The 18,214-nt window shown below is 63.3% G+C and carries 15 protein-coding genes; 12 read left to right on the forward strand and 3 right to left on the reverse strand.

Translation table 11 applies throughout. From position 1 onward, the window contains the following. Positions 1-10: 10 nt before the first annotated feature. From P0D96_RS07985 to P0D96_RS08000, 4 genes are all read left to right on the forward strand, one after another. The gene (locus tag P0D96_RS07985) at positions 11-1,081 is read left to right on the forward strand and encodes an ABC transporter ATP-binding protein (RefSeq protein ID WP_408181180.1); all 1,071 of its coding nucleotides are present in this window, start codon (positions 11-13) and stop codon (positions 1,079-1,081) included. A gap of 401 nt (positions 1,082-1,482) precedes the next feature. Then, complete coding sequence (locus P0D96_RS07990; RefSeq protein ID WP_132376214.1) at positions 1,483-2,763, forward strand: dicarboxylate/amino acid:cation symporter; 1,281 nt, start codon at positions 1,483-1,485, stop codon at positions 2,761-2,763. 55 nt (positions 2,764-2,818) lie between these two features. Beyond that, positions 2,819-4,819, forward strand: coding sequence for a sensor histidine kinase (locus P0D96_RS07995; protein ID WP_408284127.1), 2,001 nt, complete (start codon positions 2,819-2,821; stop codon positions 4,817-4,819). Between the two features lie 17 nt (positions 4,820-4,836). Then, complete coding sequence (locus P0D96_RS08000; RefSeq protein WP_408181182.1) at positions 4,837-6,189, forward strand: sigma-54-dependent transcriptional regulator; 1,353 nt, start codon at positions 4,837-4,839, stop codon at positions 6,187-6,189. Between the two features lie 61 nt (positions 6,190-6,250). Here the strand turns inward: P0D96_RS08000 and P0D96_RS08005 are convergent, their stop codons facing one another. Next, positions 6,251-6,781: a TlpA disulfide reductase family protein gene (locus P0D96_RS08005; protein WP_132376212.1), complete on the reverse strand. Its 531-nt coding sequence runs from the start codon at positions 6,779-6,781 to the stop codon at positions 6,251-6,253. 171 nt (positions 6,782-6,952) lie between these two features. Here P0D96_RS08005 and P0D96_RS08010 point away from each other — a divergent pair, with 171 nt between their 5' ends. After that, positions 6,953-7,639: a hypothetical protein gene (locus P0D96_RS08010; RefSeq protein WP_408181183.1), complete on the forward strand. Its 687-nt coding sequence runs from the start codon at positions 6,953-6,955 to the stop codon at positions 7,637-7,639. Between the two features lie 343 nt (positions 7,640-7,982). Here the strand turns inward: P0D96_RS08010 and P0D96_RS08015 are convergent, their stop codons facing one another. Together P0D96_RS08015 and P0D96_RS08020 are read right to left on the reverse strand one after the other, a co-directional pair. After that, positions 7,983-9,587 carry a YifB family Mg chelatase-like AAA ATPase gene (locus P0D96_RS08015; RefSeq protein ID WP_408312855.1) on the reverse strand — a complete coding sequence of 535 codons (1,605 nt, stop codon included), beginning with the start codon at positions 9,585-9,587 and terminating at the stop codon, positions 7,983-7,985. 121 nt (positions 9,588-9,708) lie between these two features. After that, entirely contained in the window at positions 9,709-9,963 is a 255-nt protein-coding gene (locus tag P0D96_RS08020) for an accessory factor UbiK family protein (protein WP_012431591.1), read from the reverse strand. A gap of 427 nt (positions 9,964-10,390) precedes the next feature. On the opposite strand from P0D96_RS08020, the gene P0D96_RS08025 reads away from it, so the two are divergent. The 7 genes from P0D96_RS08025 to ptsP all read left to right on the forward strand — a co-directional run bounded on the left by P0D96_RS08025 (position 10,391) and on the right by ptsP (position 18,155). Then, positions 10,391-10,729 carry a P-II family nitrogen regulator gene (locus tag P0D96_RS08025; protein WP_006048089.1) on the forward strand — a complete coding sequence of 113 codons (339 nt, stop codon included), beginning with the start codon at positions 10,391-10,393 and terminating at the stop codon, positions 10,727-10,729. A gap of 44 nt (positions 10,730-10,773) precedes the next feature. Then, complete coding sequence (locus P0D96_RS08030) at positions 10,774-12,282, forward strand: ammonium transporter (RefSeq protein ID WP_408178249.1); 1,509 nt, start codon at positions 10,774-10,776, stop codon at positions 12,280-12,282. Between the two features lie 236 nt (positions 12,283-12,518). Further along, positions 12,519-13,808: a glutamate--cysteine ligase gene (gene gshA / locus P0D96_RS08035; RefSeq protein WP_012431593.1), complete on the forward strand. Its 1,290-nt coding sequence runs from the start codon at positions 12,519-12,521 to the stop codon at positions 13,806-13,808. Positions 13,809-13,910: 102 nt separating this feature from the next. Continuing rightward, complete coding sequence (gene gshB / locus P0D96_RS08040; RefSeq protein WP_132376167.1) at positions 13,911-14,867, forward strand: glutathione synthase; 957 nt, start codon at positions 13,911-13,913, stop codon at positions 14,865-14,867. Between the two features lie 343 nt (positions 14,868-15,210). Next, on the forward strand, positions 15,211-15,741 hold the full coding sequence (locus P0D96_RS08045; protein WP_132376166.1) for a PTS sugar transporter subunit IIA: 531 nt from the start codon (positions 15,211-15,213) through the stop codon (positions 15,739-15,741). A gap of 92 nt (positions 15,742-15,833) precedes the next feature. Further along, entirely contained in the window at positions 15,834-16,103 is a 270-nt protein-coding gene (locus P0D96_RS08050; protein WP_012431596.1) for an HPr family phosphocarrier protein, read from the forward strand. A 303-nt stretch (positions 16,104-16,406) separates the two neighbouring features. Then, a complete protein-coding gene (ptsP, locus tag P0D96_RS08055) occupies positions 16,407-18,155 on the forward strand; it encodes a phosphoenolpyruvate--protein phosphotransferase (RefSeq protein ID WP_408178250.1) in 1,749 nt (582 codons plus the stop codon). The last annotated feature ends 59 nt before the right edge of the window (positions 18,156-18,214 follow it).

Genomic DNA, 18,214 nt, shown 5'->3' on the forward strand with positions numbered 1-18,214 from the left:
GCGGCGAATCATGGCATTTCTTGAGATCGAAAATCTGCATAAGTCCTTCGGGGCGAACATTGCGCTGCATCACTTCGACATGCAGATCGAACGCGGCGAATTCATTACTTTCCTCGGACCGTCAGGCTGCGGCAAGACGACGGTGCTGCGCATGATCGCCGGCTTCGAAACGCCGACGCGCGGCATCATCCGGCTCGACAACAAGGACGTCACGCACCTTCGCACGCGGCAACGCAAGGTCGGCATGGTGTTCCAGTCGTATGCGCTGTTTCCGAACATGACGGTGGCCGAGAACATCGGCTTCGGACTGAAGATCACGCATCGGCCGCAGGCGGAGATCAGTCAGCGCGTGGAGGAGATGCTGCAACTGATCAAGCTGCCGCATCTCGGCGGGCGTTATCCGTGGCAATTGTCCGGCGGCCAGCAGCAGCGCGTGGCGCTCGCGCGCGCGCTCGCCGGCAAGCCGCAGGTGTTGCTGCTCGACGAACCGCTCTCCGCACTCGACGCCAAGATTCGCATCTCGTTGCGCCAGGACATTCGCGCGTTGCAGCGCGAACTCGGCATCACGTCGATTTTCGTCACGCACGACCAGGAAGAGGCGCTGTCGATTTCCGACCGCATCGTCGTGATGAACGAGGGCCGCGTCGAACAGATCGGCACGCCCTCGGAGATCTACAACTTTCCGCGCACACGCTTCGTTGCATCGTTCGTCGGCACGCTGAATATCCTGGCCGGACATGTGGTCGATCCGGCGACCGGCAAGATGATCGTGGACGGCCAGGAGCTGACCACCACGCAGGAGTTGCCGTCGAACGATGCGGGCAAGAAACGCCTGCTCGCGCTGCGGCCCGAAGCTATCGTGCTGGAGCCGGCCGCGCCTGGCCGCAACACGTTGAACGCCACCGTCGAGGAAGTGAATTTCCTCGGCGCCGTAGTGCGCATCCGAACCCGCGTGAAAGACGCCGTGATTTCGCTCGACATATTCAACGACCCGAATCGCGGTTTGCCCGAACGCGGGCAGCCGGTGTCGCTCGGTTTCTCGCACGAGAATCTGCTGGTGCTGGAAGAGGGCAGCGTTTAAACGATACGAGTCAGGCGGCGCTTGCGTCCGGCAGTGCACGCCGTAGAAAGCCCTACGGGTTATCCCGAGGCTGCCGCCACAATGGATTCCGGATTCCCCGACAGCCCTTGTCCGGATTTCCGGAATCCCGGACGGCACATAGGATGAAGCGCCAGAAAACCCATAAGAATCAAGGCGCCGAGCCCGGCATCAAGCTGGCATCGACCTTGCGAAATAGAAGCCGCGGCCGCAACGGTCCGACAACTAAAGCAAGGAGACAACGATGTCCGATTTCCCTTCCCGGTATTTCTGAATTCGTCGTCTTGTCGCGGCCTAATGCCGTGCACAGGCGTGACGACTATTCGTTCGCATGATGCGCAGCGTGGCAGGCCATTGAGCTCATCCACATCGCAGGAACCATCGTGAAGAAACCTATCCACAAAGTGCTGTACGTCCAGGTGATCGTGGCGATCATCATCGGCATCGCGCTCGGGCATTTCTACCCGAATTTAGCCGTCGACATGAAGCCGCTCGGCGACGGCTTCATCAAGCTGATCAAGATGGTGATCGGGCCGATCATCTTCTGCACGGTGGTGACGGGCATCGCCGGCATGGAAGACATGAAGAAGGTCGGGCGCGTCGGTGGCAAGGCGCTGCTGTACTTCGAAATCGTCTCGACCTTCGCGCTGGTGCTCGGCCTGATCGCCACGCACGTGTTGAAGCCGGGCGTCGGCTTCAACATCGACCCGGCGACTCTCGACGGCAAGTCGGTCGCGTCGTACGCCGCCAAGGCGCACGGCCAGACCACGGTCGACTTCCTGATGCACATCATTCCGGACACGCTCTCGTCGGCATTCGCGCAGGGTGAAATCCTGCAGATTCTGCTGATCGCGCTGCTGTTCGGTGCGGTGCTCGCGACGGCCGGCGAGAAGGGCAAGGTCGTGACGAACTTCATCGACGGGCTCTCGCATATCCTGTTCGGCATTGTGCGGATCATCACGAAGCTGGCGCCGATCGGCGCGTTCGGCGCGATGGCCTTCACGATCGGCAAGTACGGTATCGGCTCGCTGCTGCCGATGCTGAAACTGATCGGCACGTTCTATCTGACCTCGATCGTGTTCGTGGTGGTGGTGCTTGGCATCATCGCGCGTGCGGTGGGCTTCAACATCCTGCGCTTCGTGGCGTACATCAAGGAAGAGATGCTGATCGTGCTCGGCACGAGCTCGTCCGAAGCCGCGCTGCCGCAACTGATGCTGAAGCTCGAAAAGCTCGGCTGCTCGCGTTCGGTGGTGGGCCTCGTGGTGCCGACCGGTTATTCGTTCAACCTCGACGGCACCAACATCTACATGACGATGGCCGTGCTGTTCATCGCGCAAGCCACCAACACCGACCTTACGTGGACGCAGCAGCTCACGCTGCTGGCGGTGACGATGCTGACCTCGAAGGGCGCGAGCGGGGTGACCGGCGCGGGCTTCATCACGCTGGCCGCGACGCTGGCCGTGGTGCCGACCATTCCGCTGTCGGGCATGGTGCTGATTCTCGGTATCGACCGCTTCATGAGCGAATGCCGCGCGCTGACGAACATCGTTGGCAACGGCGTGGCGACCGTGGTGGTGTCGGCGTGGGAAAAGGAACTGGACCGCAACAAGCTGAACGCCGCCTTGCGTGGCGACGTGACGGTCAAAGAGCCGGCCGGCGTTTAAGCCGCGCATCGGCAACGTCTTGTAACGCAACCCTCCCGGCCGCGGACACCAGCGTATGAATCCGGTGCCCGCCGGCCAGACTCCCGCGCCGTCGGCCGACGAGGCTAGCGCCGACGACGCGTCGCCTTATGCCACAATAAACGATCCTCATCGATCGGATATTGCCAACGTGACGCGACGCCTGCTGATCCTCTTCGCGCTCGTCGCCGGGCTCGTGGTGGCGTGCGGGCTCACGTACAGCATCGCGTGGCAAAGCGGCATCGACCATTTGCGGCGCAACGCCTCGGTACGGGTCGACCGTACGACCAGCGCGCTGAAGAGCACGCTCGAACGCTACGAATCGCTGCCTTATCTGCTGGCCGAACATCCCATCGTGCAGGACGTGCTGGTTAGTCCCACTCCGGCCAATGTCGCGCGCGCCAATGTTTATCTTGAAGACCTGAACCGCCACGCGCGCGCCACGGTCACCTACATCATTCCGCTCGACGGCTTTTGCGTCGCGGCGAGCAACTGGCGCGGGCCGGGCAGCTTCGTCGGCGCGGGCTATCAATTCCGGCCGTATTTTCTCGATGCGGTCAAAGGCAGCGTGGGGCGCTTCTTCGGCATCGGCACGATCTCGCAGGCGCCGGGCTACTACATCTCGCAGCCGGTGCGGCGCGAGGGCAAGATCGTCGGCGTGGCGGTCGTCAAACTCGACCTCGAATGGTTTCAGGGCGCGGATGCGTCCGAGCCGCTCGTCGTGACCGACGACCACGGCGTGATCTTTCTGTCGTCGGTACCGGCGTGGAAATACCATACGATCCGGCCGCTGTCGGGGCCCATCGCCGATTCGATCTACCAGGCGCGTCAATACGCGCAGCAGCCGATCGCGGCGCTGCCGGTGTCGATCGAACGCACGCTCGAAGGCAACGCGCAGATCGTGCGCATTGGCGGCGGCCGCTACGCTCCGCGTTATCTGGCATCGCGGCGCGGCATGGGCGAGCCGGACTGGCATCTGATCACCCTGTCGCCCGTCGATCCGGTCGACGCCGACGCGCGCAAGGCGACCATCGTGACCGCCTTCGGCTACGTGTCGCTGGTGTTGCTCGCGTTCTACTGGAGAATGCGCCGGGCGCGCGTGCGCGAGGTGATGCGCAGCCGCGCGCTTCTGCAAAAAGCCTACGCTGAACTGAACCGGCGAGTGGCCGAGCGCACCGCGGATCTTTCTCAGGCGAATGAACAGTTGCAGAAGGAAGTGGCCGAACGCACGCGCGCCGAGCAGGAGTTGCGCGCCGCGCACGACGAGCTCATCCAGGCGAGCAAGCTCGCCGCGCTCGGTCAGATGGCCGCCGGTATCACGCACGAACTGAATCAGCCGCTCGCCGCGTTGCGCGGTTTCTCGGACAACACGCGTGTGCTGCTCGAGCGCGGCGACCAGGCGTCGGCGCGCGAAAATCTCGAAGCGATCGCCGCGCTCACGGAGCGCATGGGCAAGATCACCAATCAGTTGAAACTGTTCGTCGGACGCGCGCGGCCACGCAGTGCGCGCGCGCCGATCGTGCGGGCGTTGCGCAATGTCGTCGCGCTGTTGCAAAAGCGCTTGCAGGGCGTCGAGGTCGAATTTGCTTTGCTCGATGCGGACAGCGGCATGCGCACGCCGCTGAATCTCGCCGACGATCATCCCGAACTGATCGCGCATTGCGACGATCTGCGGCTCGAACAGGTGTTGATCAACCTGCTCGGCAACGCGCTCGATGCAACCGCCGACGTGCACCCGCCGCGCATTTCGATCGAGATCGAAGTCGCCGATGCGAATCTGTCGTTCGCCGTGAGCGATAACGGCCCCGGCATTCCCGACGATGTCCTGCCGCATCTGTTCGAACCGTTCTTCACCACCAAGGAAATGGGCCACGGGCTGGGGCTCGGCCTCGCGATCTCGTCGTCGATCGCGCGCGATTGCGGCGGCACGCTGGTGGCGCGCAACGCGCAGGACGGCGGTGCATTATTCGTGTTGACGCTGCGCCGTGCGCGCGTGCAGACGAACCACACATCGGACCCGCTGACCACGGGCTCCTGAATCACACGGAAGACGCCATGCTGAACCACGGCCTGCAAGTGCTGTATATCGAAGACGACGAACTGGTGCGGCGCGCCAGCGTGCAGAGTTTGCAACTGGCGGGTTTCGACGTGATCGGCCATGCCTCGGTGGAGTCCGCGGCGAAGACGATCAGCGCGGACTTCTCCGGCGTGATCGTCAGCGACATTCGCCTGCCGGGCGCGAGCGGCCTCGATTTGCTCGCGCAATGCCACGAGCGCGCGCCCGACGTGCCGGTGATTCTGGTGACGGGCCACGGCGATATTTCGATGGCCGTTCAGGCGATGCGCGACGGCGCATACGACTTCATCGAAAAGCCTTTCGCGTCCGAACGTCTGATCGAAACCGTGCGGCGCGCGTTGGAGCGTCGCAAGCTGGTGCTGGAGAACCTCGCGCTGCGACGGGAGTTGGCGGAACAGAACTCGGTGGCGCCTCGCATCATCGGCAGGAGTCCGGCCATCGAACAGGTGCGGCGGCTGATCGCCAATGTCGCGCCGACCGACGCCTCGGTGCTGATCAACGGCGACACCGGCGCGGGCAAGGAATTGATCGCGCGCAGCCTGCACGAACTGTCGCCGCGCCGTGACAAACCGTTTATCGCGGTGAACTGCGGCGCGTTGCCGGAGCCTATGTTCGAGTCGGAAATGTTCGGCTACGAGCCGGGCGCTTTCACCGGTGCGGCGAAACGCCGCATCGGCAAGCTCGAACATGCGTCGGGCGGCACGCTGTTTCTGGATGAAATCGAAAGCATGCCGCTCGCCTTGCAGGTCAAGCTGCTGCGCGTGCTGCAGGACGGCGTGCTGGAGCGGCTCGGCTCGAATCAGCCGATTCGCGTGAATTGCCGCGTGGTCGCCGCCGCCAAGGGCGACATGGCCGAGCATGTTGCGGACGGCTCGTTCCGGCGCGATCTGTTGTACCGGCTGAACGTGGTGACGATCGCGCTGCCGCCGTTGGGCGAGCGTCGCGAGGATATCGTGCCGCTCTTCGAGCACTTCCTGCTGGACGCGGCCGTGCGTTATCAACGTCCCGCGCCGATCCTCACCGATCGTCAGCGCGCGAGCCTGATGCAGCGCGACTGGCCGGGCAACGTGCGGGAGTTGCGCAACGCCGCCGACCGCTTTGTGCTCGGCATCGCCGACGATCCGGTCATGTCTTTCGGCGACGACGGTGCGGACACGCAGCCCTTGAAGGAGCGCGTCGAGCAATTCGAGCGGGCGGTGATCGCGGAGGCGTTGGAGCAGACCGGCGGCGTGGTCGCGGTCGCGGCAGACAAGCTGCAACTCGGCAAGGCGACGCTCTACGAAAAGATCAAGCGATATGGCCTCGCGGCCAAAGGGGAAGGGGAACGGTGAGGATATGAAAACGCCGGCCTTGAGATGCGAGGCCGGCGTTTTTTGAATCAACTGAATCCGGTCAAGCCGCTTTGAGCGCCTTTTCCAGCAACTGGTCGAGTTCCGCGAATTGCGGTTCGCCGACATAGCGCTTCAGAATCTTGCCGTCCTTGTCGATGAGGAACGTGGTCGGCGTGAGCTGGACGTTGCCGAACTGCTTGGCGGCCGAGCCGTCGTCCATTGCCACCTTGAACGGCAACTGGCGAGTTTGCGTGTAGTTGGCCACGTACATCGGCGCGTCGTAGTTCATGGCCACGGCGACGAATTCGAGACCTTGACCCTTGAAGCGGTTATAGGTCTGGACCATCTGCGGCATTTCCTTCATGCAGGTATCGCAGCTCGTCGCCCAGAAGTTGACGAGGTAGACCTTCCCTTTCAGGTCGGCGGTCGAGACTTTCTGGCCGGACAGCAACGTGAAGGTCGCATCAGGCACGCGCTGCTGGCCGGCAAACGCGAAATAACCGGCGATGGCGATCGCAACGGCCACGGCGGCGATGATGATGTAGCGAAGCGGACTCGCGCGCCGGGCGGCGGTGGACGGGGTGGAGCTCATGAACGGAACCTCGAGAGTCGCGCGGAACGCGCGGGACAGTGCGTCGGTTTGGGCTTTCGGCCCGTGCTGAACAGCGTCGCTATTGTAGCCCCATTCCGGCGGCGCGGCAGGACGTCGGCCGGGAGCGGATAATAGGGTTTTACGTTCTCGTCAGTCCGATCTTCTGTCCCCATGTTCCGAACTGTTTTTCGCGTCAGTCGCGTTGGCCGCGTCAGTCACTTCCTCGCTCGAATTCCGTCCCGTCCTACTTCTGCCAGCCGCTCAACGGAGCGCTCTTCGCGTTGTGTGGCGGCCGACTCCACGTCTCGGCTGTCGAGCGCGCGTGCAATCCTCGGCACGCTGGCTTGCACGGTCGTTTTGGGTGCCGCGCTGAGCGCCTGCTCGCCGACCTTCGACTGGCGGACCATCATGAATAACGACAACGGTTATACCGTCGACTTGCCCGCCAAGCCGGGCAACGATCAGCGGGCTGTGCAGATCAACGGCACGCCGATGCAGATGGCGATGCAGACGGCCGAAGCCGGCGACGCCGTCTTCGCGGTCGGCACCGTGATGCTGCCCAACGACGACGCGGCCACGCAACGCGCCGCACTCGATTTCCTGCGCAACGGCCTGGCCCGCAACGTGGGCGCCGCGCCCGAAGCGCGTGCCGTGCAGATCCCGCTGGCGGCCGGCGGCCAGGTGCTTGGCCTGGAAATGAAGCTGAGCGGCGAGGCGGGTTCGCAACACGAAGCGCGCACCGTCTACGCACGACTCGTCGCGCGCGGCCGGCACGTCTATCAGGCGGCGATCATTGCATCCAAGCCGATGCAACAGGAACAGATCGACCAATTTTTTTCGTCCTTCCAACTGTATTGAGAGCGGTATTTTTGTCCGATTCGGCGCGTGATGGGGCTCAACTGAGGCGCTGCGCACAGTGAAAGTTCCTTCGCAGCATCGCGCGCTAATTCCCGGTTTACGTTGAAGTTTTCCTGTTACTCACCGCGCCTGTGGATAACTCTGTTGAGAACTCGGGCAAATTGGCCGGAGATGCCCATTCTATGGGCACTCTGTCAGATTCGTCTCGCACAAGGTCGTTAAAAAAAGTCAATTAAATCAATGCTTTTTGGATGCTGCCCGCGACGTACCTTTCAGTTGTTTCAAAATCTATCTGGAACGTGCGCGTGTGCATAAGTCAAGTCTTGACAGCAGATTTTTCACCTCATAGGGAGCCAAAAGCCCGGCGATATTGGATCGCTTCGCCGATCTGCGCGGCGCTCGGCATGGTCGCGCCGGCGAGGTCGGCGATGGTGCGCGCCACCTTCAGAACCCGGTAGTACGCACGCGCTGACCAGCCGAAGCGCTCGCCTGCTTCGCGCAGCAAGGCTTCGCCCGCCGAGTCGGGGCGGCAGACCTCGTCCACTTCTCGTCCTCCCAGTTCGCGATTGGTTTTGCCCTGACGGCTCAATTGCCGCTCGCGGGCGCGGCTGACGCGTGCCGCAATGGCCGCGCTTGTCTCGCCGGCCGCCGTTGAACGGGCGGACAGTTCCGCCGGCGTGAGCGCTGGTATCTCAAGTTGGATGTCGATCCGGTCGAGCAGCGGCCCGGAAAGCTTGCGCAAATAGCGCGCAGCGATCTCGGGTGTGCAGCGGCAGCGGCCGTTGGGATCGCCGCGCCAGCCGCATGGGCACGGATTCATGGCGGCGATTAACTGGCAGGCTGCCGGAAAATCCGCCTGCAAGGCGGCGCGTGAGATCGTGATGCGCCCGGCTTCAAGCGGCTCACGCAGCGTTTCGAGGACTTGGCGATCGAATTCAGGAAGTTCGTCGAGAAAGAGCACGCCCAAATGCGCCAGCGTGATTTCACCGGCCTGCGGCGGATTGCGCCCGCCGACCAGCGCCGCGGCGCTCGACGAATGATGCGGGGCGCGAAACGGCCGTCGACGCCATTGCGAGGGCGCGAAACCGGCCCGGCTGGCGGATAGCAAGGCAGCGGAGGCGAGCGCTTCGTCGTCGGTCATGGGCGGCAGCAGGCCCGGCAGGCGGGCGGCGAGCATCGATTTGCCCGCGCCCGGCGGCCCGACCAGCAAGACGTGATGGCCGCCGGCCGCGGCGACTTCAAGCGCCCGGCGCGCGCCGCGTTGCCCGATGACATCGCCCATATCCGGTACGACGGCGGCTGGGCTTTCGGCGAGGTCCGGCACGGCGACTGGATAGAGCCGCGCGTCCGGCGCTCCCGCGAGATGAGCGCACAACGAAGGCAGATCGGCCGCGCCGTAGACATCGACGCCGGGTACGAGCGCCGCTTCCGCCGCGCTCGCAGCGGGCAGATAGAGCTGCGGCGTGGAATGAGCGGGCGTCTCGCATGCGGCAAGCTCGCTTGCAATCTCGCCGGACTGCGCCGCACCGTCGCCTTGAGCCACGGCGCTGCGCGCCGTTCCGCACGCCATGGCGAAAGCGCCGCGCATCGGCCTGAGCGCGCCGGTCAACGACAGTTCGCCCGCGAATTCACGATGCAGCAAGGACTCGGCGGGAATCTGGCCGCTCGCGGCGAGGATGCCCAACGCGATTGGCAGATCGAAGCGGCCGGATTCCTTCGGCAGATCGGCGGGCGCTAGATTCACGGTGATGCGTCGGACGGGGAAGTCGAAATTGCAGTTCTGCAGCGCCGCGCGCACGCGCTCGCGCTCGCGGCTTTCGCGCACTTCCAGATCAGGCAGGCCGACGATCGAAAAAGAGGGTAATCCGTTCGCGAGGTGGACCTCGACGGTTACTTCGGGCGCGCGGCCAGAGGCCGGCGCGCGACTGCGCACCACGGCAAGCGACATGTTTTCTCCCGTCGGACGGCGCGCCGAGGGCGCGCGCAAGTCCCCTAAAACGCTGATGACGTCACGGCTCGCTTGCCTGTGATGTGCAGCACTGCGCGGCGACTCCGCCGCGAGCAAAGCGTTACGGCGTTTGCGTGACCGGCAGCTTCTGTTCGAGCTCGGCAACGCGGCGTTCCAGCTCTTCCAGACGAGCGCGCGTGCGCACCAGCACCTGGGTCTGGGTATCGAATTCCTCACGCGTGACCAGATCGAGCTTCGAGAAACCCTGCGACAGCATGGCTTTGACGTTGCGTTCGACATCTTTGGCCGGCGAGTTCTTGAACAGCTCGCTCATGCGGGCCTGAAAGTCGTTAAAAACATCGTTCGGTTGTTTCATGGTGTTCCCCTAGGTGCACAAAAACTGTGCATGTTTCGTTACGCCTGTGCTTTGTGACGGCAAATGGGCGGTGTTGGTGCATGGCCCGTTGCGTTCCGCTGCCGCATGAGCCCCTTTGGTGCGCGCCCGTGCGTTCAAAACCTTCGAACACTCTAGCAACGATCCATACGCCGCGCCAGCGTGCCCCCGCCAACGTTGGCCGTCCGGCCAGGGCGGCTTGCGCCCCTTTTGCGACGGCCACGGTGCGGAGTCTGACACAACATGGCATGCGAGTTGCTGTTACTGCCCCGCGCGCACTGCCGGCGCCTTTTTACCGGCAGCGGAACGAGACCACGCGAACGTGTTACGGGAACGCACGAGAGTTACGCAACGAAAGTCAGGCAACACGGGTTACGCAAACGGGTTACGCAACTAAGCGAGGGATTTCATGAAACTCATTACCGCAATCATCAAGCCGTTCAAGCTCGATGAGGCGCGCGAAGCCTTGTCGGCCATCGGCGTCTCGGGCATCACGGTGACGGAAGTCAAAGGCTTCGGTCGCCAGAAGGGCCATACGGAGCTGTATCGCGGCGCTGAATACGTCGTCGATTTTCTGCCGAAGGTGAAGATTGAGGCCGCTGTCTCGGACGACATCGTCGACCAGGCGATCGAGGCGCTCGAACGCGCGGCACGCACCGGCAAGATCGGCGACGGCAAGATCTTCGTCACGCCGATCGAACAAGTGATTCGGATCCGTACCGGGGAGACCGGCGCGGACGCTCTGTAATACCAAAAGATAGCGACACAGATAGCGACAAGAGGAAACGAAAGATGCGCAAATTAATGATGTCCTTGCTGATGGCCGGTTCGCTGCTCGCGGGCGGTATCGGCGCCGCCCTCGCGGACGACGCTTCCGCCCCCGCAGCCGCCTCGGCCGCTGCTTCCGATACGACGGCGAGCGCGCCGGCGCCGGACGCTTCGGCAGCACCTGCTGCCGCCGCGGCCTCGGCACCGGCCGCTGACGCGTCCGCCGCACCGGCTGCCAGCGCGGCTGCCGCCGCACCCGCAGCATCGGACGCTGCGCCGGCTGCCCCGACCGCGCCGTTCTCGGTCGATTCGTCGAAGATCAATTCGGGCGACACCGCCTGGATGCTGACCTCCACCGCGCTCGTGCTGTTCATGACGATTCCGGGTCTGGCGCTGTTTTACGGCGGCATGGTCCGCAAGAAGAGCGTGCTCGCGATCCTGATGCAAAGCTTCGCGATCACCTGCCTCGTGTCGATCATCTGGGTCGTGGTGGGCTACAGCCTCGCCTTCACGCCTGGCGGATCGTTCATTGGCGGCTTCTCGCGCTTCTTCATGTCGGGCATGAACTACATCAAGGGCGACAAGGCCACGACGCTGACCGTTAGCCACCTCGCGCCGACGATCCCGGAAACGGTCTACGTCGTCTATCAGATGACGTTCGCGATCATTACCCCGGCGCTGATCACGGGCGCGTTCGCCGACCGTATGAAGTTCTCGGCCATGCTGGTGTTCATGACGCTGTGGTCGATCATCGTCTACTCGCCGATCGCGCACATGGTCTGGGAACCGACCGGCTGGCTGGCTAGCGCGGGCATCCTCGACTTCGCGGGCGGCACGGTGGTGCACATCAACGCCGGTATCGCGGCGCTGGTCTGCGCTCTGGTGCTCGGCAAGCGTGTCGGCTACGGCAAGGAAGCGATGGCGCCGCACAACCTGACGCTCACGCTGATCGGTGGCGCCATGCTGTGGGTAGGCTGGTTCGGCTTCAACGCGGGTTCGGCAGTGGCGGCTGACGGCCGTGCCGGTTTCGCGATGTTCGCCACGCAAGTGGCAACGGCGGCAGCAGCACTCGCATGGATGTTCGCCGAATGGGCAGCCAAGGGTAAGCCGTCGGTGCTCGGTATCGTGTCGGGCGCAGTGGCGGGTCTCGTGGCGATCACGCCGGCTTCGGGCTTCGTCGGTATGGCGGGTTCGCTGGTGATCGGTATCGTGGCAGGCGTGGTCTGCTTCTGGTCGGCAACCTGGCTTAAGCACAAGCTCGGTTACGACGACTCGCTCGACGCGTTCGGCGTGCACTGCATCGGCGGTATCGTGGGTGCGCTGCTGACCGGTGTGTTCGCGGTGAAGGACATCGGCGGCGCGGACGGCAGCGTGATCCTGCAAGCCAAGGGCGTGCTGACGACGCTGATCTACAGCGGTGTGGTGAGCTACATCCTGCTGAAGGTGATCGACATGGTGATGGGCCTGCGTGTAACCGAAGAACAGGAACGCGAAGGTCTGGACGTGACGCTGCACGGCGAACACGTCGAATAAGCAACGCACCGCGAGCCCGCGCTCCCGGGCTCGTTGGATCACGAATAAGCGCAGCGATTTTGGCCCGCCTTCATGGCGGGCTTTTTTCTTGCGGGCTATCTTGTAAACGGTAGTTTTCCCCGCCTATCATGGCGATAGCGAGAATGCATTCGCGTCCGCTTGCGAATGGAGAAACCGTCCCCAAATGGACAAAGCATTTGCTCTACAATCTTTTTTCTCCAGTCTGCGAGTGATCAATGGTTCCGCACCTAGTTACGGCGTTAAACGGCCCGCTGCTCGATCTTGAGCGGAAGATCCTCGACGCTACCCCCGCCATCGAACGCTGGTTCCGGCTCGAATGGCAGGAGCACACGCCGCCGTTCTACTGTTCCGTCGATCTGCGCAACGCGGGCTTCAAGCTCGCGCCGGTCGACACCAATCTGTTTCCCGGCGCATTCAACAATCTGCCGCAGGAAGTGTTGCCGCTCGCCGTGCAGGCCGCGATGGCATCGATCGAGAAGATCTGCCCGGACGCCAAGAACCTGCTGGTGATTCCCGAACGCCACACGCGCAATGCGTTTTATCTCGAGAATGTCGCCCGTCTGGCCGCGATCATGCGCCAGGCCGGCTTGAACGTGCGTTTCGGCACGCTCGACGAAACCATCAACGGGCCGGTCACGATCGCCCTCTCCGACGGCCAGAAGCTCGTGCTCGAACCGCTCGAGCGCTCGCAGCGGCGCCTCGGCCTGAAGAATTTCGACCCGTGCTCGATTCTGCTGAATAACGATCTGTCGGGCGGCATTCCGCCCGTGCTCGAAAATCTGCACGAGCAGTATCTGCTGCCGCCGCTGCATGCGGGCTGGGCCGTGCGCCGTAAATCGACGCATTTTTCCTGCTACGACGACGTCGCGAAAAAGTTCGCGAAGATGGTCGAGATCGATCCGTGGATGATCAATCCGTACTTCGCGCACGTGGAAGGCGTCGACTTCCAGGAACGCACCGGCGAGGAAGCGCTGACGGACGCGATCGACGGGGTGCTGAAGAAGATCGCCAAGAAGTATCGCGAGTACGGCATCTCCGAAAAACCGTATGTCGTCATCAAGTCGGATGCGGGCACGTACGGCATGGGTGTGATGACCGTGCACGACGCGTCGGAAGTCGCCGCGCTTACCAAGCGCGAACGCGCCAAGATGGCCGCGACCAAAGATGGCCTCGAAGTGCATGACGTGATCGTGCAGGAAGGCGTGTACACCTTCGAGCGCATCGGGGAAGAAGTGGCCGAGCCGGTCGTGTACATGATCGACCGCTATGTCGTGGGCGGCTTCTATCGCGTGCACGGCAGCCGCGAGCGCGATCAGAATCTGAACGCGCCGGGCATGCACTTCGTGCCGCTCGGCTTCGAGCATACGGCGCTGCCCGACGCGCACGCCAAGCCCGGCGCGGCGCCGCCGAACCGCTTCTATATGTACGGCGTGGTGGCGCGGCTCGGACTGCTGGCCGCATCGGTGGAACTGGAAAAGACCGATCCGGAAGCGATTCAGGTCTAAGCCACCTTGGGTGGTCGATGGCGGCATGCGTGCCGCCATCGCCATTTTCAACGACTATATTTACGATCAATGCCAAGCCCGTCAGGGCGCACCGGGACCTTCATGGACATTCTTTTCATCGCCGATCCGCTCACGCAATTCAAGATCTACAAAGACTCGACCTACGCGATGATGGCCGAAGCGGCGCGCCGCGGTCACGTGGTGTACACGTGCGAGCCGAAGCATCTGGCGTGGACGGGGGGCGACGTCGAGGCGAACGTGCAGCGCTTTGCGATTGTCGGCGACGTCACCGATCTGCATCGCGAAGTCTGGTACGACGCCGAACCGGCCGCGCCGCGCACGCTCAAAAGCTTCAGCGCCGTGGTGATGCGCAAAGACCCGCCGTTCGACATGGAATACGTCACGTCGACGTGGCTGCTCGAAATGGCCGAACGCGGCGGCGCGCGCATCTTCAACAAACCGCAGGCGATTCGCGATCACTCGGAAAAGCTCGCGATCGGCGAGTTCGCGGAGTTCGTCGCGCCCACGCTGGTTACGCGCGACGCAACCCGCTTGCGCGCCTTCCATGAGGAGCACGGCGACGTGATCCTGAAGCCGCTCGACGGCATGGGCGGCATGGGCGTGTTTCGCGTGAAGGCCGACGGCATGAACCTCGGTTCGATCATCGAAATGCTGAGTCATGATGGCGCGCGTTCGGTGATGGCGCAAAAATTCATCCCCGAGATCAAGGAGGGCGACAAGCGCATCCTGCTGATCGGTGGCGAAGCCGTGCCGTATTCGCTCGCGCGTATTCCTCAGGGCAATGAAGTGCGCGGCAATCTCGCGGCCGGTGGCCTCGGCGTGGCGCGTCCGCTGACCGAGCATGACCGCAAGATCGCCGATACGCTGGCGCCGGTGCTGGCCGCGCGCGGTTTGGTGCTGGTGGGGCTGGACGCGATCGGCGACTGGCTGACCGAAGTGAACGTGACCAGCCCGACGTGTTTCCGCGAGATCATGGATCAAACCGGCTTCGACGTCGCCGCCATGTTCATCGACGCCTTGGAGCGCGCGGCGGCTTGATGGCGCGGCCGATTGGCGGCACTTGAATGCCCGCCATGTCCCCCAAACTGTGTAGTAAATCCGCATCACGCAGCACGCCCGATTTGGCGCGAAAATGAGCCTGATACAATGCCCGCTCCTCCGCGCCAGGCGCAATCGCTGGCACCTGACGGGTGTCATAGGCATGGTTTGCGGACTGTAGGCGAGCAGTGTTTCGCCGGCGCAGGCACGAGGCCATGCGCGGCGGGCCGCTCGTCAAACGATGCGTTCCGGCCCTCATGGCCCACGGCCGGCAGAGGGCGCTGACGAACCGGGCTTGAGCCCGGTCCACGGTTCGGGGCCGTTCTTTTGCAGTAAGGCTGACATGGCAGGCATTCTGATCATTGCGCACGCTCCGTTCGCCACCGCGTTGCGCGATTGTATTTCGCACATCTATGGTGGTTTGCCGGCTCGCATCGGCGTAATCGACGTATCGCCGGATTGCGATCCCGTACAGCAGGTTGCGTTTGCGAACTCGGAAATCGAGCGCCTCAAGGAAGAAAACGGCGCGCTCGTCCTCACGGATATGTTCGGCGCCACGCCGGCGAATATCGCCGGACGGCTCGCGTCGCTGCCGGACGTGCGCGTACTGTGCGGCGTCAACTTGCCGATGCTGGTGCGCGCGGTCTGTTATCGCGCCACGCCACTCGACACGCTGGTCGACAAGGCACTCGCCGGCGCCACCAAGGGCGTGCATGCGATCGGACCGGCGACCCCGGCGCCCGTCGCGCCGACTGCGGAGTCCGGCGACTGTTTGCCGGCTCTGCCGCCCGATGCGGCGTGCGGTGGCGCGTGCTTGCCCGCCTTGCCGGCCGACGCCGACCTGACGCAGAAAGCCGACTCGGCTGGCTTGTAAGTAGCTCGGCCGGCGTGTCAGGGTGTCAAACGCATTGCAACCGCTTAGCAGTTTCACTTTTCACAACACTTACCCGCGCTTCGGACCATCACATGCTGCAACAGGAAACGACTATTGTGAACAAGCTGGGGCTGCACGCGCGCGCGTCGGCCAAGTTGACCCAACTCGCGGGCAACTACCAGGCGGAAATCTGGATGAGCCGCAATGGCCGCCGCATCAATGCCAAGAGCATCATGGGTGTGATGATGTTGGCCGCGGGCATCGGCAGCACGGTGCTGATCGAAACGGAAGGCTCGGACGAAAAAGAAGCGATGGACGCATTGTTGAAACTGATTGCCGATAAATTCGGCGAAGGGCAGTGAGCTAACGCGTCCACGTTGCGATGAGCAAAAAACGCCGCGGTTGTCCGCGGCGTTTTTTTTAGCGCGTGACAATGGCCGGACGAAACGCGCGTGAGGGCGCGCGCGTCGAGATGCACATGCAGGATTCGCATTGCCGAAACGCGAGACGGATGAAGGCGTATCACTACGGCTGCTTACGGTATTCGTGCTGCACTGCACACAGCCCCAGCGCACCTGCAAAGGGCGCGGAATTTATAATGACGACCAGTGTCTGAGAGCATTGCAGCGGTTTGCCGCGGCATTACACAACTAGAGGAGGTGCGCGTGTCCTTCACGCTGCATGGAATTCCCGTGTCACGCGGTATCGCCATCGGGCGGGCTTATCTGATCGCCCCGGCTGCACTTGACGTAGACCACTATCTGATCGAACCCGCCCAGATCGAGAGCGAGATCGAACGCTTTCGCGCGGCCCAGCAACACGTGCATCAAGAGCTCGACACGCTGCGCGCCGATCTCGCCGCGGACGCGCCCAGTGAAATGGGCGCGTTCATCACCGTTCATTCAATGATCCTGAACGATGCGATGCTCGTGCAGGAAACCTTCGACCTGATCCGCACGCGCCGCTACAACGTGGAGTGGGCGCTGACCGAACAACTCGAGCGCCTGTCGCGTCATTTCGACGATATCGAAGACGAGTACCTGCGCGAGCGCAAAGCCGACATCGAACAGGTGGTGGAGCGCGTGCTGAAGGCGCTTGCCGGTGCGTCGGTGGCGCTGGGCGCTGGCGTGCACGGCGCCTGCGACGAGATGATCGTGGTCGCCCACGACATCGCGCCGGCCGACATGATGCAGTTCAAGACCCAGACGTTTCAGGGTTTCGTCACGGACCTCGGTGGCCGCACGTCGCATACGGCGATCGTCGCGCGCAGCCTGGGCATTCCGGCCGCAGTCGGCGTGCAGCACGCGAGCGCGCTGATTCGTCAGGACGACCTGATCATCGTCGACGGCGATCACGGCATTGTGATCGTCGACCCCGCGCCGATCGTGCTGGAAGAGTACTCATATCGGCAGAGCGAGAAAGCGCTCGAACAGCGCAAGCTGCAGCGGCTGAAGTTTTCGCCCACGCAGACGCTATGCGGCACCCGCATCGAACTGTGCGCGAACATCGAGTTGCCGGACGACGCGCTCGCCGCGATCGACGCGGGTGCGACGGGCGTCGGCCTGTTCCGCACCGAGTTCCTGTTCATGAATCACAAGGACCGTTTGCCGGAAGAGGACGAGCAGTTCGGCGCGTACCGTCGCGCGGTCGAGTTGATGAACGGCCTGCCGGTCACGATCCGCACGATCGACGTGGGCGCCGACAAGCCGCTCGATTCGATGAGCGGGGGCGACGGCTACGAAACCGCAGCGAACCCGGCCTTGGGGCTGAGAGCGATTCGCTGGAGCCTCTCCGAGCCGCAGATGTTCCTCACGCAGTTGCGCGCGATTCTGCGTGCGTCGGCGTTCGGCTCGGTGAAGATTCTGATTCCGATGCTCGCGCATGCGCAGGAAATCGACCAGACGCTCGATCTGATTCGCGAAGCCAAGCGCCAGCTCGACGACGCGGGCATGGCCTACGATCCGAACGTGCAGGTCGGCGCGATGATCGAGATCCCGGCTGCCGCGATCGCGTTGCCGCTGTTCCTGAAGCGGCTCGATTTTCTGTCGATCGGCACCAACGATCTGATCCAGTACACGCTCGCGATCGATCGCGCGGACAACTCGGTCGCGCATCTGTACGACCCGCTGCATCCGGCCGTGCTGTATCTGATCGCATTCACGCTGCGCGAAGCGAAGCGGGCCGGCGTACCGGTCTCGGTGTGCGGTGAGATGGCGGGGGATCCGGCCTTGACGCGTCTATTGCTCGGCATGGGCCTCACCGAGTTTTCGATGCATCCCAGCCAGTTGCTGGTGGTAAAACAGGAAGTGCTGCGCTCGCATCTGAAGACGCTGGAGAAGCCGGTGGCGGATGTGCTGGCTTCGTTCGAACCGGAAGAAGTGCAGGCTGCGCTCAAGCGCGTGATGCTGGCCTGAGTCGCCGCGCTCGCTCCGTCAGATAAAGAAACGCCGCACGTTGTGCGGCGTTTCTGTTT

Origin of the sequence: Paraburkholderia sp. RL17-347-BIC-D (assembly GCF_046027915.1) — a bacterium.
Taxonomy (GTDB): domain Bacteria; phylum Pseudomonadota; class Gammaproteobacteria; order Burkholderiales; family Burkholderiaceae; genus Paraburkholderia.

Bases quoted from the DNA above. Each gene is read 5' to 3' on its own strand.
- P0D96_RS07985 (WP_408181180.1), top strand. From the start codon at position 11: ATGGCATTTCTTGAGATCGAAAATCTGCATAAGTCCTTCGGGGCGAAC.
- P0D96_RS07995 (WP_408284127.1), top strand. From the start codon at position 2,819: ATGAATCCGGTGCCCGCCGGCCAGACTCCCGCGCCGTCGGCCGACGAG.
- P0D96_RS08000 (WP_408181182.1), top strand. From the start codon at position 4,837: ATGCTGAACCACGGCCTGCAAGTGCTGTATATCGAAGACGACGAACTG.
- P0D96_RS08005 (WP_132376212.1), bottom strand. From the start codon at position 6,781: ATGAGCTCCACCCCGTCCACCGCCGCCCGGCGCGCGAGTCCGCTTCGC.
- P0D96_RS08010 (WP_408181183.1), top strand. From the start codon at position 6,953: ATGTTCCGAACTGTTTTTCGCGTCAGTCGCGTTGGCCGCGTCAGTCAC.
- P0D96_RS08015 (WP_408312855.1), bottom strand. From the start codon at position 9,587: ATGTCGCTTGCCGTGGTGCGCAGTCGCGCGCCGGCCTCTGGCCGCGCG.
- P0D96_RS08020 (WP_012431591.1), bottom strand. From the start codon at position 9,963: ATGAAACAACCGAACGATGTTTTTAACGACTTTCAGGCCCGCATGAGC.
- P0D96_RS08025 (WP_006048089.1), top strand. From the start codon at position 10,391: ATGAAACTCATTACCGCAATCATCAAGCCGTTCAAGCTCGATGAGGCG.
- P0D96_RS08030 (WP_408178249.1), top strand. From the start codon at position 10,774: ATGCGCAAATTAATGATGTCCTTGCTGATGGCCGGTTCGCTGCTCGCG.
- gshA (WP_012431593.1), top strand. From the start codon at position 12,519: ATGGTTCCGCACCTAGTTACGGCGTTAAACGGCCCGCTGCTCGATCTT.
- gshB (WP_132376167.1), top strand. From the start codon at position 13,911: ATGGACATTCTTTTCATCGCCGATCCGCTCACGCAATTCAAGATCTAC.
- P0D96_RS08045 (WP_132376166.1), top strand. From the start codon at position 15,211: ATGGCAGGCATTCTGATCATTGCGCACGCTCCGTTCGCCACCGCGTTG.
- P0D96_RS08050 (WP_012431596.1), top strand. From the start codon at position 15,834: ATGCTGCAACAGGAAACGACTATTGTGAACAAGCTGGGGCTGCACGCG.